The organism is Paucilactobacillus oligofermentans DSM 15707 = LMG 22743, assembly GCF_001434315.1.
Taxonomy (GTDB): domain Bacteria; phylum Bacillota; class Bacilli; order Lactobacillales; family Lactobacillaceae; genus Paucilactobacillus; species Paucilactobacillus oligofermentans.
Map to the genome: position 1 here is coordinate 169076 of NZ_AZFE01000032.1, position 18505 is coordinate 187580.

The window sequence follows — 18505 nt, forward strand, 5'->3', positions numbered from 1 at the left end:
CGAGTTGACTCCTTTATAAGATACGAATAATTATGATGTTGCAATTCCAAGCATCATAAGTACCATCGTGATCACCATTAAAATAATGGTGCGCTTTTCAGTTGCGAAGTTAGGTTCATGCTGGACATATGACCAAATCAAAGCTAACGCGAAGAAGATCGTAATAACAATTGAAATAACAAACAAAATGGCAAATAAAAGTGACATATTAGAACCTCCAAAAACTTATTATGCTTATTATACATTTTTAGAATTAATAAATGGAATATTACCAGTGATTTGAGTTGATATATTTTGAATTTATTATGGAGCATGATAATCTTAAAAAGATAAATTATGTGTGGAGGAAGTAGTATGACGATTTTTGAAAGAAAAAATGATCAAACAAAACTACCGTTGATTGACACTGAATTATCTGCGAGTCGAGGACTTGGGTTAGTTATTTCTGGATCAGCAATTATGGGAATAATATTGTATCTTGATTCATTGATATCAGTAGAAAATCATAAGTTAGTTTATTTTTTATTAGTAGGTTTACTACCACTAATCTTAATGATTTTGGCATTGAAGTTAGTTACTAAGTTTAACTTTAGAGCATTGATTGCGACAAAATATTGGTCAAAAAGTAATTTTAAAACTGGCGTTGTATATTTGATTGGTTACGTGTTATTTACGCAACTAGCCCAGCTAATTATGCGCCTAGCAAATATTAAAGTAGTGGGTCATGATAATGTTGATCATATTAATGTAACCACGTTATTGTTTAATTATGGAACTGATTTAGTTAATTTAATGAACGAAGAATTATTTAGTTTATTTGTTTTTATTGGATGTACAATTATTTTTCAAAAGACGTTTAAACTAAGTCGAAGTGCCAGTATTTATAGTGGCTTATTATTATCAATTATCTTATTTGGGTTGATTCACTACAATGCTTACAATGGTAATTTGATAACAATGTTTCTACTAATTGGTCCAGCGAGATTCTTCTTTACTGGAGCCTTTATCAGAACTAAAAATATCTTAGTTCCATTTACAATGCACTATATATTCGATGAAGTTGCGTTTACGTTGCTCTTTATTGTGACGAATATCTAAAAGATCACGCTCAATTTTTGAGCGTGATCTTTTAATTTTTATTCTTCGGTGAAACTTAGTTCACTCATTGATTCTTCAAAATTTTCAAGGATTTCAGTTTCAATCATAAACTTTTGCCAATTGTCCCCGAATGGATTGGAGCGTCGCTTCATCGCATTATCCACTTTAGTCATAATGCTGTCTAAAATTTCATCCCACATTTTGTCAACGGCACGGTCAACTTTAGTATCATTCCAGCGTTTAGCAGGTTGTCGCTTGGCATTCTTGGCTTGTTGGAAAACGAGTGCTTTTTCATAAAAGGTATCTTTAGCGCGACTATTGGTTTCAATAAATTGATCTAATTCAGATAGTAGCATAGTAGAATTCCTTTCAGTTACGATATCGAACATATGTTCTGCACAATGATATCATACCGCGTTTTTTTAGGCAATACAATTATTATTTGAATAAAAAATGATCACCGATTTTGGTGATCATCATTGCGCCTGTAATTCCTGCCAAGGGTGATTCAATTATAGCACGTTTGAATATCTTGGTAGGGACTACTAGGTAAATAATAAGGTTGTCCACAATTTTTTCTGAAAGCAGTTATAATGTGATTTTATACACATTGTTATTATGTTTTAAAAAATATATGATAAAATTTATATTAAAATTGAGCTAGTTGAGGTTGCAGGATGATGTTTCGTTAATTCACTTTATAAAATTATATTTCTATTTAAAAAAAATTATATAAAAATAGCTGTTAACCTTTATACAATAAACAATATAACCGCTGATAGACGGGCATTTATTAATTATTTTAAAACTATTTTTAACAAATGATGGAATAAGTGGTATTCTAACAACATGATGAAAACAGAGAGAGAAAAAATGTCAGATGGTGAACCGTATGAGCAGTTGGACCCAGAGTTAGTTGAACGAAGAAAACTAATGCGGAGAAAACTGCTGAAAATTAACCAGCTAGACGATAATGAACAACAGAACAGTCAGATTAAAGAATTACTTGCGGATTCCGGTGACGACTTTTGGGCCGAAACTGGTATTGAGTTTGATTACGGCTTTAATATTCATATTGGAAATCATTTTTATGCTAATTACCATTTGACGTTATTGGATACTTGTCCAATCACAATTGGTGATCATTGTTATATTGGACCAGATGTTGGTTTTTATACACCAGTTCATCCACTATCTGCAAAGTTACGTGATGCCGATGTTGAATTGGGTAAACCAATTACAGTTGGCGACAGTGTTTGGATGGGTGGACATGTCACAATTTTACCAGGAGTAACAATTGGTAGTCGAGTTGTGGTTGGTGCTGGTTCAGTTGTCACCAAGTCATTTGGGGATGATGTTGTAATAGCGGGTAATCCAGCACGGATTATTCGTCATTTAGATGATAACGGGGATGTGAGTCCCGGTTAATGATTCAATAGAATATTAAGTTATGAGTATTTGTATAAGATAGCAAAGCTAAAAAGCACGCTGTGCAGATATCCCTAGTGGAGAAACTGTATTAGTGTGCTTTTTTTGTGCGAACAAATTATCAAAAAATTGGGATTACTTGATGAATATAATTGAGTAAAAGCATTGTGAAATAAGAGAGATTGTAAAGTTGGGTTCCAAGTTTACGGCTACCTATCGTAAAATATTTGGTGATTTAAATTATCGAATATTTTAGTTAGTGTTTAAAAATAGTAGTGACTTGCGACGTGTCAGAAAGATTAGGAGGAATTTTTTATTTTAGAAAAGCAAAATATCGACAAGAAAATGTTTGTGCCGACAGTGGCGCTGTTTATTTTGGTGTCAATTGGATTATTGCTTGGTGGATCAGGTTTAAAGGCAACGTTGAGTTCAGCAATGGATGTGATTACGACACATTTAAGTTGGGCTTACTTAGGGATTTATATTATTAATTTTGTGTTCTTTATATATATTGCATGTAGTCATTACGGTCGAATTAGATTGGGCCAAAAAGATGAAAAGCCAATGTATAGTAGTTTTAAATGGGGAAGCATGGTATTTGCTACTGCTATTGATGCTAGTATTTTAATGCTTAGCATGGTTGACCCAATTCGCTATGTCCAACAACCGTTGTTTGGTGCTAAAGCGATGTCGCCGGCTAATTATCAAAATGCTCACATGTTAGGTCAGTTTGATTGGGGACCAATGGCGTGGATGATGTTTGCTTCATCTGCCGTAATTATTTCGTATGTGATGTATGTTAAAAACGTTAAAGTGATGTGTGTTAGCGATGTTATTCCAATGTTAAAAGGTGATCAGACATATAAAAAGATCTTACGAAAAATTGTTGATTTCTTGGTAGTTTTTGGAATTATGGGTGGAATCGGATCATCAGTCGGAATGGAAATTCCAGTATTATCAAAAATTATTGCGACGTTAACTAGCATTCCGGATACGATATTCTTAAAATTAGCTTTATTCGTAATCTTATTTACGATTTTCACGTTAACGATGTTTAAGGGAATTAAGGGTGGAATTGATCGCTTAAGTTCAGCCCATATCTGGACCGCAATTGGATTTTTATTGATTGTGTTATTAGTTGGCCCCACAATGTATATTCTAAAATCAGAAGGTCATAGTTTAGTACTGATGGTTACTCGGTTCATTACAATGAGTACCGGGACAGCTTCTGGAATGGGACATGCCGTTGATCCAGTTAAATCAGAAACAATCTTTTATTGGGGATGGTGGTTAACCTTTATGCCATTTATGGGATTATTCATTGCTCGAATTTCACGCGGACGGACGATTCGTCAGGTGATTTTGGGGATGTTGGGTTATGGAGCCTTAGGTTGTATGAGTTTCTACGCTATATTGGGTGGATATTCATTGTATTTACAACAAAGCGGTGCCGTTAACTTAATTCATATTTTGAATACGTATGGTCAGGCAGCGGCAATTGCAACTGTGATTTCAACTTTACCACTTAAGTACGTCATGTTAGTTATTTATGCGGTTTCTTGTTTCATTTTCTTGGCAACCACGATTTCTTCATCAGCATATATCGTGTCGTCATTTACTAGTACGAAGCTTAGACCATCACAACAACCTAGCTTGGTTAACCGACTAGTTTGGATGGTAATATTTATGCTATTTTCATTTGGGATTGTCTTCGTTGGTGGCTTTAAAACTATTCAGGCAATTTGTTCAATGGCAGGGTTCCCATTGATATTAGTTTCCTTGTTGTTAATTATTTCAACGTGGCAATATTTATCAAAAGACAAGTCCACTGAAAGTGCTAGTGATTCATTAGTAAAAGTAGGTAAAAAAGTGAAGAAGAATCTTCGTACTCAAGTCCATATGATGCATGAAAATATAAGATGAAATTGAAAAAAATATTAAATGAAAACTCCTAAATTAATTGCACTAGGACCTGTCAAGTTGACAGTTGAAATATTATAAATTTGAATATTTGTTACTAAATGGCTTCATTCCAGTATTCATCTGGGGTGAAGCCATTTATTATTGCTGAACGATTTAGATGATTAAAATAATAAATTCCGTCTTCAACCAATTTGACTAATTCTTCGTATTTTTTTGCTAATGTATGTCGATCCATTCAACGCAACTTGAAATCATACCACTATTGTTAAATTGGCGAGTTGTCATACGGAGTTCCAGGACGTGACATGCTTCTCGTTACGTTGTGTCTTGCTAGATAGTTATTAATACGCCGATCCTCGTTCTGTATGCACGATTGGGTGAACATTGCCCGCTTTATTGAATGCACGTTGAAAAACTTGTATTTCAGCTGCACTAGTCTCTGTTTCACTTAGACTGTAAGATATGAACTTCCGACCGTATAAATCTAAAATACCACTCAATCTCATTTTATATTCACCATTCATACCGTATGTTATCTCGGTTGAGTTGGATAACCACACCTCGTTTGGCCATCTGACATCAAATTTTTGATTAACGTCTTATCTTCTTTGTTTTTTAACCCCTTGCGCTGAAGTTCCTGAAATTTTTTTATGAATGCTTCCATGGCGTTCTTTTCTTCAAGTTCCGTTTCTAATTGTTTAATTTTTAAATTATCTTTGTCTAGTTCTGATAATTCTTTTTCAGGTTTACGATGCCCTCGATTATCAACAAGTGCTTCGTATCCATTTTCTTTGGCTTTCAATACCCATAAAAGCACTTGTTGATAGGTAACTTCAAAGTGTTCAGCCGCTTCAGAATATTTATGCTTACTAACTGTCACGTATTCCACAATTTTAATTCGTTCTTCCAAAGTTTTTTTTCGTCGCATATTGGGAATCTTCTTTCTAAACGGCGAAGCCGTTAATGTTTTATCCCTATTATACAATGAAACCCAATTTCAAATTTGAGTCTTACTTCCTAGGCCAAACTTAATTGCGAGTTCTTGTAAAGTTCCTTCGCCATTTAAATATGCTGTTACCACTTCAAGCTTAAATTCCTCTGAATAATGATTATTATGTTTTGCTTCCGCTAATTCAGAAATTCCTCCACATTTATATTTATCTCGCCAATTTAGTATAGTTGCGAAATCAACTGAATATCTTATTGAAGCTGAATTGACAGTTTTCTTTAGGTCCATTATTTCTTGAATAATTTTAAGTTTTTCAATTGATGTATATTTTTATCTGGACACAAAAATCTCTCCATGGATATCAGATGAATTTATAATATTTCATCTGACAACCCTAGAGGAATTATCGCAAATTTAGGAGCTTTTTTAATTTTATTATTGTACAAGCTAAATATTTGAATATCCATGAATTGATTTTAATTGTGAAAAAAATATCTAATCATGTTATATATAATATGTAAATAAATTGTTTATTAAGTTTAATAAGATTAATTTTTAGATTAAATATGTTTAACAGTAGGCTTTAAAAGCCATAAGTAAAAGCTATAAGGTAACTATTGTTTGACTATATATGATTGTGAATTGTATCATTAACTCTTGAAATATTAGTTTTATATATTTGATACATTACTAACTAATTAGGAGGAAAAAAACATGACAGAATTTCGCGTAGAAGAGGACACTTTAGGTTCAGTTGAAATACCATTCAATGCTTTATGGGGTGCACAAACGGAACGAAGTAGAAATAATTTTTCAACAGGATCAAAAATGCCATTAGAAATAATTAAGGCGTTATTACAGATAAAAAAAGCTGCTGCTCAAGCTAATAAAACTGAAAAAGTTATGTTAACTGAAAAAGCTGATTTAATTATCGAATCAATTGATAGTCTATTAGCATTGTCGGATGATGAATTACGAAAAGATTTTCCTTTAGTTATTTACCAAACGGGTTCTGGGACACAAACAAATATGAACACAAATGAAGTAGTTGCTCATATGGCTTATAAGATAAATCCTAATATTACAATTCTACCTAACGATGATGTTAATCAAGGGCAGAGTTCAAATGATATTTTCCCAACTGCTATGAATATCACAGCTGCAGTTGCAATCAAAAATTTAGAAAAAGCAACACAACATTTAATTGAAGAATTGGATAAAAAACAGAAAAAGTATTGGAATACTGTAAAAATTGGTCGAACTCATTTGCAAGATGCGGTTCCACTAACTTTTGGACAAGAAGTTAGTGGATGGAAGAGTGCATTGGAGCATGATTTAGAATATTTGAATAAATTAACTCCAACGCTTTATGAATTAGCTATGGGTGGAACGGCTGTAGGTACAGGATTAAATGCGGCCCCACATTTTTCTAAGATAATTGCTGAAAAGATGAGTGATGTTTATGAAATTAAATTTACATCAGAATCTAATAAATTTTATGGATTATCACATCATTCAGGGTTAAATGTTGTGCACGGTGCAATGAAAACTTTGGCAAGTGATTTAATGAAGATTGCAAATGATGTACGTTTCTTAGGAAGTGGACCACGTTCTGGATATGGAGAATTAAATTTACCAGCAAATGAGCCCGGTTCTTCTATCATGCCAGGGAAAGTTAATCCAACACAAGCAGAAGCAATTACTATGGCTGCTACAAGAGTTATGGGGAATGATGTAGTAATTGATATAGCTTCAAGTCAAGGAAACTTTGAAATGAACGTATATAAGCCAGTATTAATAAGTGCATTTTTAGAATCAGCTGATTTATTGGCAGGTACGGAAATGGGATTTGCAAATCTTATGATTGCTGGCCTATCTGTTAACGCGGAGCGAATGAATGAATTAGTAGATAATTCATTGATGACAGTAACTGCACTTTCTCCTCACATTGGATATCATGAAAGTGCAGAAATTGCTCAATTAGCTTTAAAAGATGGTTCAACCTTAAAAGAAGCTGCATTGAAGTCTGGGCAAGTAACTTCTGAACAGTTTGATGAATGGGTTATTCCAATCAATATGACAAATAATGATAAATAATTATTGAATTATATGGAGTGAAAAACATGGAAATATTAATTTTATTAGCCCTATTTTTAAGTGGTTTAATAATTGGATCATTTTTACTTTGGATTCAAAAAGCAGATTAGCAGATAAACATTTTATATCATAAATTAAGGAGTTAATTATGGCAGAAAAATTTAAGTTTGCTCCAAGAGATGTCAGTGAACTAAAAAATGAATATGATTTGATAATTATAGGATCCGGTGCAGCGGGATTGACGAGTGCTATACAGGCTAAAGAGTTAGGTTTAAAGCCTATTATTTTAGAAAAAATGGATAAATTAGGCGGTAATTCTACAAGAGCTTCTTCAGGAATGAATGCAGCTGAAACGTTGGTGCAACTTAAACATAATGTGGTAGATTCATTTGATGATTTTTATGAAGAAACTTATGTTGGGGGTGGAAAATTAAACAATACAGAGTTACTTAGATATTTTTCTAATCATGCTGCTTCATCAGTTGAATGGTTAGCAGATCATAAAATTTTTTTAGAGGATATTACAATTACTGGTGGAATGAGTAAAATGAGAACACATAGGCCAGCTTCTATGGCGCCTATTGGTGCATTCTTAGTTACTGAACTTTTAAAACAAATTAAATTATTAGATATTCCATTATTTGCTGGTGTAAATGTTAAGGAACTGTTGTTGGATACAGAACAAAAAATCTGTGGAATGAAAGTTGTTGCCAATGGTGCTCCAAAAAAAATTATAACTAAAGCTATCATTTTGGCAACAGGAGGTTTTGGTGCTAATCAGGATATGCTTGTTAAGTACCGACCAGATCTTAAAGGATATAAAACAACTAATCAACCAGGTGCAACTGGCGATGGAATTAAATTGGCACAAAAGGTTGGAGCTAAAGTTGTTGACATGGACCAAATACAAATTCATCCCACGGTACAGCAAGATAACGATCATGCATATTTGATAGGTGAAGCTGTTAGAGGCGAGGGAGCAATCTTAGTTAATAAGGCTGGAAAAAGATTCGTAAATGAATTAGATACACGAAAGGTTGTATCTAATTCAATTGATGAATTAGATGAAGGTGGGGCATATTTAATTTTTGATAAATCAATTCGAGATAGGGTTAAAGCAGTTGAATTTTATGCATCAATTGGATTAGTTAAAACAGAAGATAGTTTGGGAAAATTGGCACTTGAAAATGAGTTAGATGAAAGGTCACTAGTTACAACTATTGAAGAATGGAATAAATCAGTAGAAACACATAATGATTTTAAATTTGGACGAAAAACAGGAATGGATCGTTCGATTAAAGAGGAACCTTATAATCTTATTCATATAGCGCCAGCAGTTCACTATACAATGGGTGGAGTTGGAATTAATTCAAAAACTGAAGTTCTAACAGATAATAATTCAGTTATTGCAGGCTTATATGCATGTGGAGAAATTGTTGGAGGACTTCATGGTAATAATAGAATTGGTGGAAACTCAATTGCAGAAACTGTAATTTTTGGTCGTCAATCGGGTCAACAAGTATTTAATTATTTACGGTAATAATTTTTGTAATATTAGAAAGAGGTAAGACAATGAGCTTGGAAAAAATAAATTACAAAAAATTTATAGCTCCTTTATTTGTTGGCTTAATTATTTGGCTGGCGTCACCAATTAAGCCTGTAAGTGTTTCTATGGCAGCTTGGCATATGTTTGCAATTTTTGTAGCTACAATTATTGGATGTATTACACAACCATTACCAATAGGTGGTGTTGCTATTATTGGATTTACAATTACTGTTTTAACGGGAGTTGTACCGATTGATACCGCTATTACCGGTTTTGGGAATGGAAGTATCTGGTTAATTGTAATGGCTTTCTTTATTTCACGAGGATTTATTAAAACCGGATTAGGTCGTAGAATTGCTTTACAATTTGTGAAAATGTTTGGTAAAAAAACTTTAGGATTAGCATATTCATTAATTGGGGTAGATTTAATCCTAGCACCAGCTACGCCAAGTAATACAGCGCGTGCTGGTGGAATTATGTATCCAATTATTAATTCACTGGCTTCATCTTTTGGTTCATCGCCAAAAGACGGAACAGAGCGAAAAATTGGTTCATTTCTTGTATTTGCTGAATTTCAAGGTAATATTATTACTGCAGCAATGTTTTTAACAGCTATGGCTGGTAATCCTTTGGCTCAATCATTGGCAAAACCACTAGGAATTCATATAACTTGGATGGGGTGGTTTCTTTCAGCTTTAGTTCCAGGATTGATTTCCTTGATCTTAGTTCCATTTATTATTTACAAGTTATATCCACCAGAAATAAAAGAAACACCCAATGCAAAGCAATGGTCTGAAGATCAATTAAAAGAAATGGGTCCCATGGCAAAATCAGAAAAAGCGATGTCAGCAGTATTTGTTATTGCTTTGTTACTTTGGATTTGTGGAGGTATTATTGGTGTTGATGCAACTGTAACGGCCTTTATTGCTTTGACATTATTATTGTTACTTGGCGTTTTATCATGGAGTGATGTAACCCATGAGACTGGCGCTTGGAATACATTAACGTGGTTTTCTGTACTAGTTATGATGGCAACCCAATTGAATACACTTGGATTCATTCCTTGGTTGAGTAAATTAATTGCTTCAAGTATGAATGGATTAAATTGGGTAATTGCACTAATTATTATTATTTTGGCATATTTCTATAGTCATTACTTGTTTGCTAGTGCTACTGCTCATGTTAGTGCAATGTATGGTGCATTACTTGCAGTTGCTATATCAGCTGGAGTTCCAGGAATGTTGGCAGCATTAATGTTAGGATTCTTTGGTAATTTATTTGCCTCAACTACTCATTATGCAAACGGACCAGCTCCAATTTTGTATGGTGCTGGATATGTTAGCCAAAGTAAGTGGTGGTCTTTGAATGCAATTTTAGGTGTATTTTATCTAGTTGTTTGGATTGGTATTGGCTCAGTTTGGATGAAATTTATTGGAATGTGGTAATATTTTTTGAGGTAATAAACGCTTTGAAATTACCTGTTAATTTAATAGGAGGTAGTTTATGAATACAAAAGATTTAGAATATTTTATTGCATTGGCAAAGTATAAAAATTATACAAGAGTTGCAAAACAATTTTCAGTTTCTCAACCATCAGTTACGCAGGCTATACATCGATTAGAAAAAGAATTTGATACACATTTAGTTCATCAAGATAGGGCACACCAGACAACTCTTATAACAAGAGAAGGATTACTACTTAAAAAGAATGCGGCGTTAATTGATCAATATATTCTGTTGGCACATAGAGAAATTGATAACGCTAAAATTAAAAATATTAGATTTGGACTTCCCCCAATTATTGGAATGTTATATTTTTCAAAAATTGCAGGTAAGTTATTAAAAAATGGAATGTTAAATTCAACAGACATTGTTGAGTCTGGATCTGATGAATTATTGAAACAGTTAAAGAATGGTGAAATTGATATTGCGTTATTAGGCTCAGTTCATCCAATTGAATTGAATGAAATTGATGCAATTCATCTTGGGGAACGACCATTTGTAATTGTTACGAGTAAATATAATTCACTTGCAAAATTAAATACTGTAAGTTTTAAAGATTTAGGTGCAAAAAAATTCATCAGTTTATCGGGACGCTATGTACATCCAGTAGCGTTTAAAGCGTATTGTGAATATGCAAATATTAATCCTAATATAGTTTATGAAACTGCCGACATTAGTTGGGCTAAAAGTTTAGTTAAAGAAGATATTGGGATTAGCATGATAGTTGAAGATGCTATTCAAAGACAAGACGATATTCACGTTATTAAAATATCTGATCAAGTACCAGTGTGTTTTAATATTTCAGTTGCAATAAGAAAAGATTATATACTTAGTGATTTTGAAACAGAATTTTTAGATGTTTTAAAAGATATGACAATTTAGTAAAAAATTACAAGTGAGGACAATGATTATGAAAAAGCTTATCGGTATTGTTGGTTCTAATTCTAAAAAATCAACAAATCGTCAACTTTTAAAATATATGAAAAAAAGATATTCAGAAATTGATGAAATTGAATTAGTTGAAGTTTCTGGATTACCAATTTTTGTTAAAACTGAAGATATGGAAATTCCAATGCAAGCAGAAAGAATGTTAGAAAAGATTAAAAAAGCTGATGGTGTTATTGTTGCTACTCCAGAGTACGATCACTCAATTCCTGCAATTTTATCTAGTGCATTAGCATGGCTTTCTTATGGAGTTCATCCATTTTTAGATAAACCAGTTATGATTACAGGCGCATCATTTGGTAATTTAGGTGCTTCTCGAGCACAAGCACAATTACGACAAATTCTTGATTCTCCGGAAATAAAAGCACGTGTTATGCCAAGTTCAGAATTCTTACTTTCTAATTCCTTGAAAGCCTTTAATAATAATGGATTTTTAACTGATACCCAACAAGTAAAATGGTTAGACTCTTTAGTTGCCGATTTTAATGAATTTATTAATATTTCAACTCAATTAACAAATACACACAAGGATGATGAAACCAATTTAAACGATTTCTCAGGGGATGAGGGAGCTAATAATAAGGAGGTAATTAATTGAGATTAGTAGCAATTGCTGGATCAATAGGAAAGACTTCGTATAATCGAATGTTGTTGGAATTTATGGTGAAAAAATATAAAAACTTAGTTGAAATTGAGCTAGTTGATATTAGTGAGTTACCTGTATTTACTCAAGATAACGATTTGAGTGATTCAGTGGCTATTCAAAATGTATATCAAAAAGTTTTTAGCGCAGATGGCGTAATTCTTGCCACACCTGAGCATAATCATACAGTTCCAGCTGCTATGAAAAATATGATTGAATGGCTATCTTATAAACTACATCCGTTCACCGGGAAACCAGTATGGATTGTTGGAGCATCATATTATGATCAAGGATCTTCTCGGGCACAATTACATTTAAAGCAAATACTGGAATCACCAGGTGTTAATGCTTTTGTTATGCCTAGTAATGAATTTTTACTATCAAATGCAAAAAGTGCATTTGATGAAGATGGAAATTTAAAAGATACTAGAACAATAAAATTTTTAGATTCAATTATTGAAAAATTTTTACATTATGTAAAGGTCATCGACTTATTAGATACTCCAGATCCAAGAACAAGTGAAGATGAAGATTTAGATGCTAAAAATCCTGTTAATACAACAATTGAAAATGTTAACATGAAAAGTGATGAATGGGTAGAGAATGCATCTCTGAAAGTACATGCTGTAGATGGCAGTACTTACGTTAAATTAGATCGAGGAATATTAACAGTAAATCAAATCAATTATTTTTTGAATTCAATGCCAATGGAACTAACTTACGCTGACGATAATAATCAATTTATTTACTATAATCATAATGTCCCAGATAGCAAAATGCTGGCTGCGAGAGTTCCGAGACAAGTTGGCTCACCGCTGTCACAGGTACATCCAGAACGAGCGTTTAATCATGTTAAGAAAGTGATACATGCATTAAGAAATGGAACCGAATTGGTAGGAATGCCAGTTTCAGGAAATAATAATGACATACATGTGATGCATTATTATAAAGCTATGCGTGATGAAAATGGTCGTTACAGAGGGGTTAATGAATGGGTACTTGATATTATGCCTATCATTAAATACTATCTTTCAGTTACTGGACAGAAATTAGTCAAAGACGAGCAAGTTGATAAGATTTCACCAATTTTTGGTTTAGATGTGATCACAGGCGCTTCAGTGAAAAATAATGAAAGTACTGATTCATTTAAGAGTGCCTCAAAACATGAAAATGATGAAACTAAAAATAATTCAATAACTGAATCTGAGATAGGCATTGAAATTGGAAAATTATTAAATTCAGGGGGTAATATTGCCACTGAGGGTGTGCAACCAGAAGGTGTTAAACGAAGTAATCAGCAATTATCAAAAGAAGTTAATGTAGAAAATAGTTCTGATAACGACGTTGATGTTGTTAGTGGTGCGTCTGAAAATTAGTAAATAAAAAAATCTTTGTTATTGTTAGATGAGAAAGTAAAATTTCATCCGATAAATAAAAGATTTTTTTATTTATAAAGATAACTGTTGACACAAATAAATAAAAAAAGTGGTGAAGTTAAATTAGTTTAATTAGTGAAAAATTTTATGGATTAGGTACAAAAATTACATTATCTGTTAATTATCCATTTAACAAAGAATTCTTGAAGGAAACAAACCAAATAATTATAGACTTTGAAAATAGGCTTACAGTTAATCGAAAAGATTCTGAAATTATGAATATAAATGATTGTGCCGGTAAAAACTCGGTAAGGGTTTCTAAAAGCACATATATATTAGTTAAGAAAGCTGTCGAAATAAGTAAAAGAAATTTAGGCTTTAATGTTGCAATTGGTCCATTAGTAAAACTTTGGAAAATAGGATTTGAAGGTGCTAGTAAACCCACAGATGATGAGATAAAAAAATGTTTAGAGGTGATTAGTCCCCAAAAAATTATGTTAAATGACGTTGAACACACAGTCTTTTTAGAGCAAGCGGGAATGGAATTGGACTTAGGTGGGATTGCAAAAGGATATATTGCCGATCAACTTAAAGTATTTTGGAAATCAAAAGGAGTAGAGTCTGGTATTATTGATTTAGGTGGTAATGTGTTATTAGTTGGGACTAGTGAGCATGAAAACGGGATTTGGAAAATAGGTGTACAAAATCCGCTTAAGGCAAGAAACGTACCATTGGGAATACTAAAATTACAAGATAAATCAGTTGGCACATCCGGTATTTATGAGCGGAAATTAGTTGTTGACGGTAATGAATATCATCACATGCTTGATTCAAAAACAGGATATCCTATTAAAAATGATTTAGCAAGTGTGACAATTATTAGTGATAAATCAATTGTTGGAGAAATTTGGTCTACAATAGCTTTTTATAAAGGAATAGATGAAGGTAAAAAATTAATTGAGGCTCAAGCAGGTATTGATGCAGTTTTTATTACTCGTGATTTACATATAGAAATAACAAGTGGATTAACTGAAACATTTTATTTAAATAATTAGTTCATAATTATAATGAAAAGGTGGTATTAGCTATAAAGACTTATGTAAAGAATTTAAAATTAAATCTATAATAGTTTTTATTTGTTTGATTTAACAGGTTAAATATACCAGAATACGATATCCGAAAACCTATAAGCTCACAGTGGTAGAAGTATGTCCATTACACAGCAAATAAGTAGTGAGTTAACTGATGCTCGTTTTCACATCTCTGTCAGTCAAGTGTCTTCATGGGATAGAATTGTTAGAGAACAAGGAGTTGGAAGACGTATGAAAAGACTATTATCTGTAGGAAAATATAAAAAAATAAGCCGCTTAAACAATTTGAACTAACAAAAGAAGATCATTATAATGCATTAGGACATGTCAAGTTGACAGTTGAAATATTATAAATTTGAATATTTATTATTGCTGAACGATTTAGATGGTTAAAATAATAAATTCCGTCTTCAACCAATTTGACTAATTCTTCGTATCCAGTTTCTTTGGCTTTAAATACCCATAAAAGTACTTGTTGATAGGTAACTTTAAAGTGTTCGACCGCTGCATCTATTGTCAGATCATCACCTCTTGATGAATTACAGAAGCATCTCAAGAATGTCATTAAACTAATTCTTTATTCAAATCAAGGTTGGTAATATCAAATGTACGATTATCAGCTAATGCGTATGAGACAATTGTTTCATGGAATATAGCAATGAGTAGGAAACTAGGTCCAACTACAATAGTATTATCTAGACAAGATTTGCCAATATTAGAAAATAGCAATTTATTGGCTAAAGAAGGTATAACTAAAGGTGGTTATATTATTTCTAAATCGCCTGAAAATGAGAAAACGGATGGTTTAATAATTGCTACCTGTTCAGAAGTTTCATTGGCAATAAATGCTCAAAATGAACTTAACAAAATTGGCAAATATGTAGATGTTGTATCTATGTCTAGCCAAGAATTGTTTAATAATCAATCTAAGAGTTATAGAGATAGTGTATTACCGCCTAATCTAACTAAAAGAATTTCAATTGAAATGGAATCAACATTTGGATGGGGAAAGTATGTAGGATTAGATGGGGTTAGTATGGGTGTATATAAATTTGGAATGAGTGGTAGTGCAGATGAACTTATTTCAAATTATGGATTTACTGTTCAAAAAGTTGTAGATACGTATAATTCATTGTAAATTAAATGTTTTTAGTAAGTCATTGGTAATTATGAAGTGCTTCATAATTGTTAGACAAATAGTCTAATGATTGTGAGGTACTTTTTTTATGGTAAAATATGATTCAAAATTAAAATCTATGATAATAAACGAACATCTAAATAATGATGTTATCGGCGCATTTCTAGACCAAAAATATGATCTACCAAGAAATATAGTCAATACTTGGATTAAAAAGTTTCATTTGGGTAGAATTTCTACTGTAAAACGTCGTAAAGGAAAACGAGTGTTTTCTACTGAATTTAAGTTGAATGTGATAGACTACTACCAAACTCATGAGGAATCTTTAACTGAAGTGGCCATTAAATATGATATTTTAGCTTGCCAAATAAGTATGTGGCGAACTAAGTTTAATCGTGATGGAATTGGTCTTTAAAGCCTCGTACAAAAGGTAGGCCAGCTAAGATGAAAAAGACAAAGAAACAAGTACAAAAATTACAAAATAAAAGTGAAATTGATGCTCTAAGAGCTGAACTAACCAGAAAAAATCAAGAATTATATGATACAAAATTGGAGAATGATATTTAAAAAAAATCTATGACCCTGTTCGGACCTTCAAAGGGCGACGTAAAACGCAAATAGTTGATGAGATCAGGTCTGATCAAGAAAAATTACCAAAAATAGATCGGTATAAAATTGGAGATATACTTAAAGCTGTCAATTTAAAAAAAGCAACATATCATGATGAAAGAAAAAGAATTAACAATACCGAAGACAAGTACTATGATTTGAAACGTGAAATTATGAAAATTGTAGAAATAGGTAAATGCCGTGGACGCTTAACCTATGGTTATCGTCGAGTGCAAAAACTTTTAGTTGAAGATGGGTTTCACGTCGCTGACTCAGTTGTTCGTAAATTAATGAATCAATTGGGTGTACAGGTTTCGTTATATAATCATCACAAAAACGGAAAATATTCTTCCTATAAAGGTACCGTCGGTACAATAGCCGATAATATTTTAAAACAAAATTTTAGTTCCAATAAACCGTACGAAGTACTTCATACTGATATAACTCAAGTCAAGCTTAATGATAAAATTTGGGCGTATATTTCAGCTGTAACTGATGAAGCAAGTAAAGAAATTCTAGCATTTCAAGTAAGTAATAGTCCTAGTCGTGAACTAATCACAAATACTATAAACGAATTAATATCTAATATGCCAATTGATGTAAACCCCATTATTCATTCAGACCAAGGATGGCAGTATCAATTGGATTATTATATGCAACAAATTAAAAATAATAATTTTATTCAAAGTATGTCTCGTAAAGGAAATTGTCATGATAATGTGCCAATGGAAAGTTTCTTTCATCTATACAAGACGGAATGTTTATTTGGATTGCCTGCTTGTCAAAGCTTGGAAGAACTAATTAGCGTGTCTAGTGAATATATTGATTTGTTTAACAACTATAGAATTTCTTTGAAAACAAAAGGTATGTCCCCATGTGAATATCGGAAACATACCTTAGCAGCATAACTTATTTAATTTTGTCTAACTTTTCTGTTGCACTTCATTATCGATGGCTTATTTTATTAATTTGAAAACTGGTTGTGATATATTAAAGGTGACATTAAAATGACAATAATTATATTTTGTGGGAGAAATAATGAATAATAAAAAAATTACTGACCGTGAATACCAGATTTTACAGTGGATTAAGCAAAATCCAATGATACATCAAGATGAATTAAGTAAACTAGCAGGTATCTCAAGATCTGGAATAGCAGCCCATATTTCTAGTTTAATGAAAAAAGGTTATATTCAGGGTAAAGGTTATGTTGTTTCTCCAAAAAAATATGCTGTTGTAATTGGCGGTGTTAATGCTGATATATTTGGTATTTCCAATTCAAAAATAATGACAACTACATCAAATTCTGGAAAAGTAATACATTCAACCGGTGGAATTGGGAGAAATATAGCTTTAAATCTGACGAAACTTAATATTTATAGTTACTTAATTTCAGCTTATGGAGACGATTTTAGTGGAAATCAATTTAGGGAAGATTCAAGACAGAATGAATTAGACATAACCTATTCAAAGCAATTTAGTAATACAGCAACTTCTAGTTATATTTATATTAATGATACATCAGGAAATCGAGTGATAGGATTAGATGACATGGAAATTAATAATTTTATTACACCAAGTTTTTTATCTGAAAGAATGGAAATTATAAAAAATGCTAATGAAGTAATTGTTGATACTAATATACCTGAGGATAGTATTAAGTGGATTTTAGATAACTATGAAGGATCAATATATATAAAAGCAGTATCAATTTTAAAAACGAAACGATTATTAACTTTATTAGATAGAATTGATACATTAGTTATAAACGGGGTTGAATCTCCGATTATTTCGGGCAAAGAAATTAAAAATAAAGATGATGTAATTAAGAATGCTGAAAAAATAATTTCTAAAGGTGTTAAAAACGTATTTATTTATACTGAAAATTATGGAATGTTATATGCTTCTAAAGACAATAAATGCTTTATTGAAAATAATATTGATAATCGAGAGAACACTAATGGCATGGGGGCTTCAGTTACCGCAGCCTTAGTCTTAGCTAATAGAATGAACCTTGATTTTTGCAAAACAGCACAATTGGGATATAAAGCTGCTAATATAACTAGTAAAAGTATAGATTCTGTTAGTAATAGGATAAGTGATAAAGAGTTACTAAATGATTTATAGGTTACTTAAAATAGCCCTTTTTAAAGGACTAT

Annotated in this window: 22 protein-coding genes; 15 read left to right on the forward strand and 7 right to left on the reverse strand. The window is 32.1% G+C overall.

Going from position 1 to position 18505, the window contains the following annotated elements; all coding sequences use genetic code 11:
• Positions 1–30: 30 nt before the first annotated feature.
• On the reverse strand, positions 31–207 hold the full coding sequence (locus tag FC70_RS09270; RefSeq protein ID WP_157045255.1) for a hypothetical protein: 177 nt from the start codon (positions 205–207) through the stop codon (positions 31–33).
• A gap of 147 nt (positions 208–354) precedes the next feature.
• Between FC70_RS09270 and FC70_RS07900 the strand changes: the two genes are divergently transcribed.
• On the forward strand, positions 355–1098 hold the full coding sequence (locus FC70_RS07900; RefSeq protein WP_057890462.1) for a CPBP family intramembrane glutamic endopeptidase: 744 nt from the start codon (positions 355–357) through the stop codon (positions 1096–1098).
• Positions 1099–1136: 38 nt separating this feature from the next.
• On the opposite strand, the gene FC70_RS07905 is transcribed toward FC70_RS07900, so the two are convergent.
• Complete coding sequence (locus tag FC70_RS07905; protein WP_057890463.1) at positions 1137–1454, reverse strand: hypothetical protein; 318 nt, start codon at positions 1452–1454, stop codon at positions 1137–1139.
• 493 nt (positions 1455–1947) lie between these two features.
• Between FC70_RS07905 and FC70_RS07910 the strand changes: the two genes are divergently transcribed.
• Entirely contained in the window at positions 1948–2526 is a 579-nt protein-coding gene (locus tag FC70_RS07910; RefSeq protein ID WP_057890464.1) for a sugar O-acetyltransferase, read from the forward strand.
• Positions 2527–2871: 345 nt separating this feature from the next.
• Positions 2872–4449, forward strand: coding sequence for a BCCT family transporter (locus tag FC70_RS07915; RefSeq protein WP_057890465.1), 1578 nt, complete (start codon positions 2872–2874; stop codon positions 4447–4449).
• Between the two features lie 94 nt (positions 4450–4543).
• Here FC70_RS07915 and FC70_RS09410 read toward each other — a convergent pair whose 3' ends face one another.
• The 4 genes from FC70_RS09410 to FC70_RS09500 form a co-directional block, all read right to left on the reverse strand.
• Entirely contained in the window at positions 4544–4684 is a 141-nt protein-coding gene (locus FC70_RS09410; protein ID WP_191980111.1) for a hypothetical protein, read from the reverse strand.
• 106 nt (positions 4685–4790) lie between these two features.
• A complete protein-coding gene (locus FC70_RS09415; protein ID WP_191980112.1) occupies positions 4791–4955 on the reverse strand; it encodes a hypothetical protein in 165 nt (54 codons plus the stop codon).
• Between the two features lie 26 nt (positions 4956–4981).
• Positions 4982–5377, reverse strand: coding sequence for a helix-turn-helix domain-containing protein (locus FC70_RS09495; protein WP_235804091.1), 396 nt, complete (start codon positions 5375–5377; stop codon positions 4982–4984).
• Between the two features lie 69 nt (positions 5378–5446).
• The gene (locus FC70_RS09500) at positions 5447–5686 is read right to left on the reverse strand and encodes a transposase (RefSeq protein ID WP_235804092.1); all 240 of its coding nucleotides are present in this window, start codon (positions 5684–5686) and stop codon (positions 5447–5449) included.
• Positions 5687–6112: 426 nt separating this feature from the next.
• On the opposite strand from FC70_RS09500, the gene FC70_RS07935 reads away from it, so the two are divergent.
• The 7 genes from FC70_RS07935 to FC70_RS07965 all read left to right on the forward strand — a co-directional run bounded on the left by FC70_RS07935 (position 6113) and on the right by FC70_RS07965 (position 14563).
• Positions 6113–7495, forward strand: a complete 1383-nt coding sequence (locus FC70_RS07935; protein ID WP_057890466.1) for a class II fumarate hydratase — start codon at positions 6113–6115, stop codon at positions 7493–7495.
• 148 nt (positions 7496–7643) lie between these two features.
• Entirely contained in the window at positions 7644–9035 is a 1392-nt protein-coding gene (locus tag FC70_RS07940) for a flavocytochrome c (protein WP_057890467.1), read from the forward strand.
• 32 nt (positions 9036–9067) lie between these two features.
• Complete coding sequence (locus FC70_RS07945; RefSeq protein WP_057890468.1) at positions 9068–10486, forward strand: anion permease; 1419 nt, start codon at positions 9068–9070, stop codon at positions 10484–10486.
• 58 nt (positions 10487–10544) lie between these two features.
• Positions 10545–11426 (forward strand): LysR family transcriptional regulator, encoded by an 882-nt coding sequence (locus FC70_RS07950; protein ID WP_057890469.1) that lies wholly within the window; start codon positions 10545–10547, stop codon positions 11424–11426.
• Positions 11427–11454: 28 nt separating this feature from the next.
• Positions 11455–12087, forward strand: coding sequence for an NADPH-dependent FMN reductase (locus tag FC70_RS07955; RefSeq protein ID WP_057890470.1), 633 nt, complete (start codon positions 11455–11457; stop codon positions 12085–12087).
• On the forward strand, positions 12084–13508 hold the full coding sequence (locus FC70_RS07960) for an NAD(P)H-dependent oxidoreductase (protein ID WP_083478685.1): 1425 nt from the start codon (positions 12084–12086) through the stop codon (positions 13506–13508). The genes FC70_RS07955 and FC70_RS07960 overlap by 4 nt, the downstream gene beginning before the upstream one ends.
• A 164-nt stretch (positions 13509–13672) precedes the next feature.
• Positions 13673–14563 (forward strand): FAD:protein FMN transferase, encoded by an 891-nt coding sequence (locus FC70_RS07965; RefSeq protein ID WP_338047529.1) that lies wholly within the window; start codon positions 13673–13675, stop codon positions 14561–14563.
• 343 nt (positions 14564–14906) lie between these two features.
• Here FC70_RS07965 and FC70_RS07970 read toward each other — a convergent pair whose 3' ends face one another.
• Entirely contained in the window at positions 14907–15164 is a 258-nt protein-coding gene (locus FC70_RS07970; protein ID WP_057890472.1) for a hypothetical protein, read from the reverse strand.
• Positions 15165–15257: 93 nt separating this feature from the next.
• Here FC70_RS07970 and FC70_RS07975 point away from each other — a divergent pair, with 93 nt between their 5' ends.
• The 5 genes from FC70_RS07975 (at position 15258) to FC70_RS07990 (ending at position 18473) form a co-directional block, all read left to right on the forward strand.
• Entirely contained in the window at positions 15258–15737 is a 480-nt protein-coding gene (locus tag FC70_RS07975) for a transketolase-like TK C-terminal-containing protein (RefSeq protein ID WP_057890473.1), read from the forward strand.
• A gap of 88 nt (positions 15738–15825) precedes the next feature.
• On the forward strand, positions 15826–16152 hold the full coding sequence (locus FC70_RS07980) for a transposase (RefSeq protein WP_235804093.1): 327 nt from the start codon (positions 15826–15828) through the stop codon (positions 16150–16152).
• 29 nt (positions 16153–16181) lie between these two features.
• A complete protein-coding gene (locus FC70_RS09520; protein ID WP_268871770.1) occupies positions 16182–16304 on the forward strand; it encodes a hypothetical protein in 123 nt (40 codons plus the stop codon).
• A gap of 50 nt (positions 16305–16354) precedes the next feature.
• A complete protein-coding gene (locus tag FC70_RS07985) occupies positions 16355–17254 on the forward strand; it encodes an IS3 family transposase (protein ID WP_244912517.1) in 900 nt (299 codons plus the stop codon).
• A 130-nt stretch (positions 17255–17384) separates the two neighbouring features.
• Complete coding sequence (locus FC70_RS07990) at positions 17385–18473, forward strand: PfkB family carbohydrate kinase (protein ID WP_235804094.1); 1089 nt, start codon at positions 17385–17387, stop codon at positions 18471–18473.
• The last annotated feature ends 32 nt before the right edge of the window (positions 18474–18505 follow it).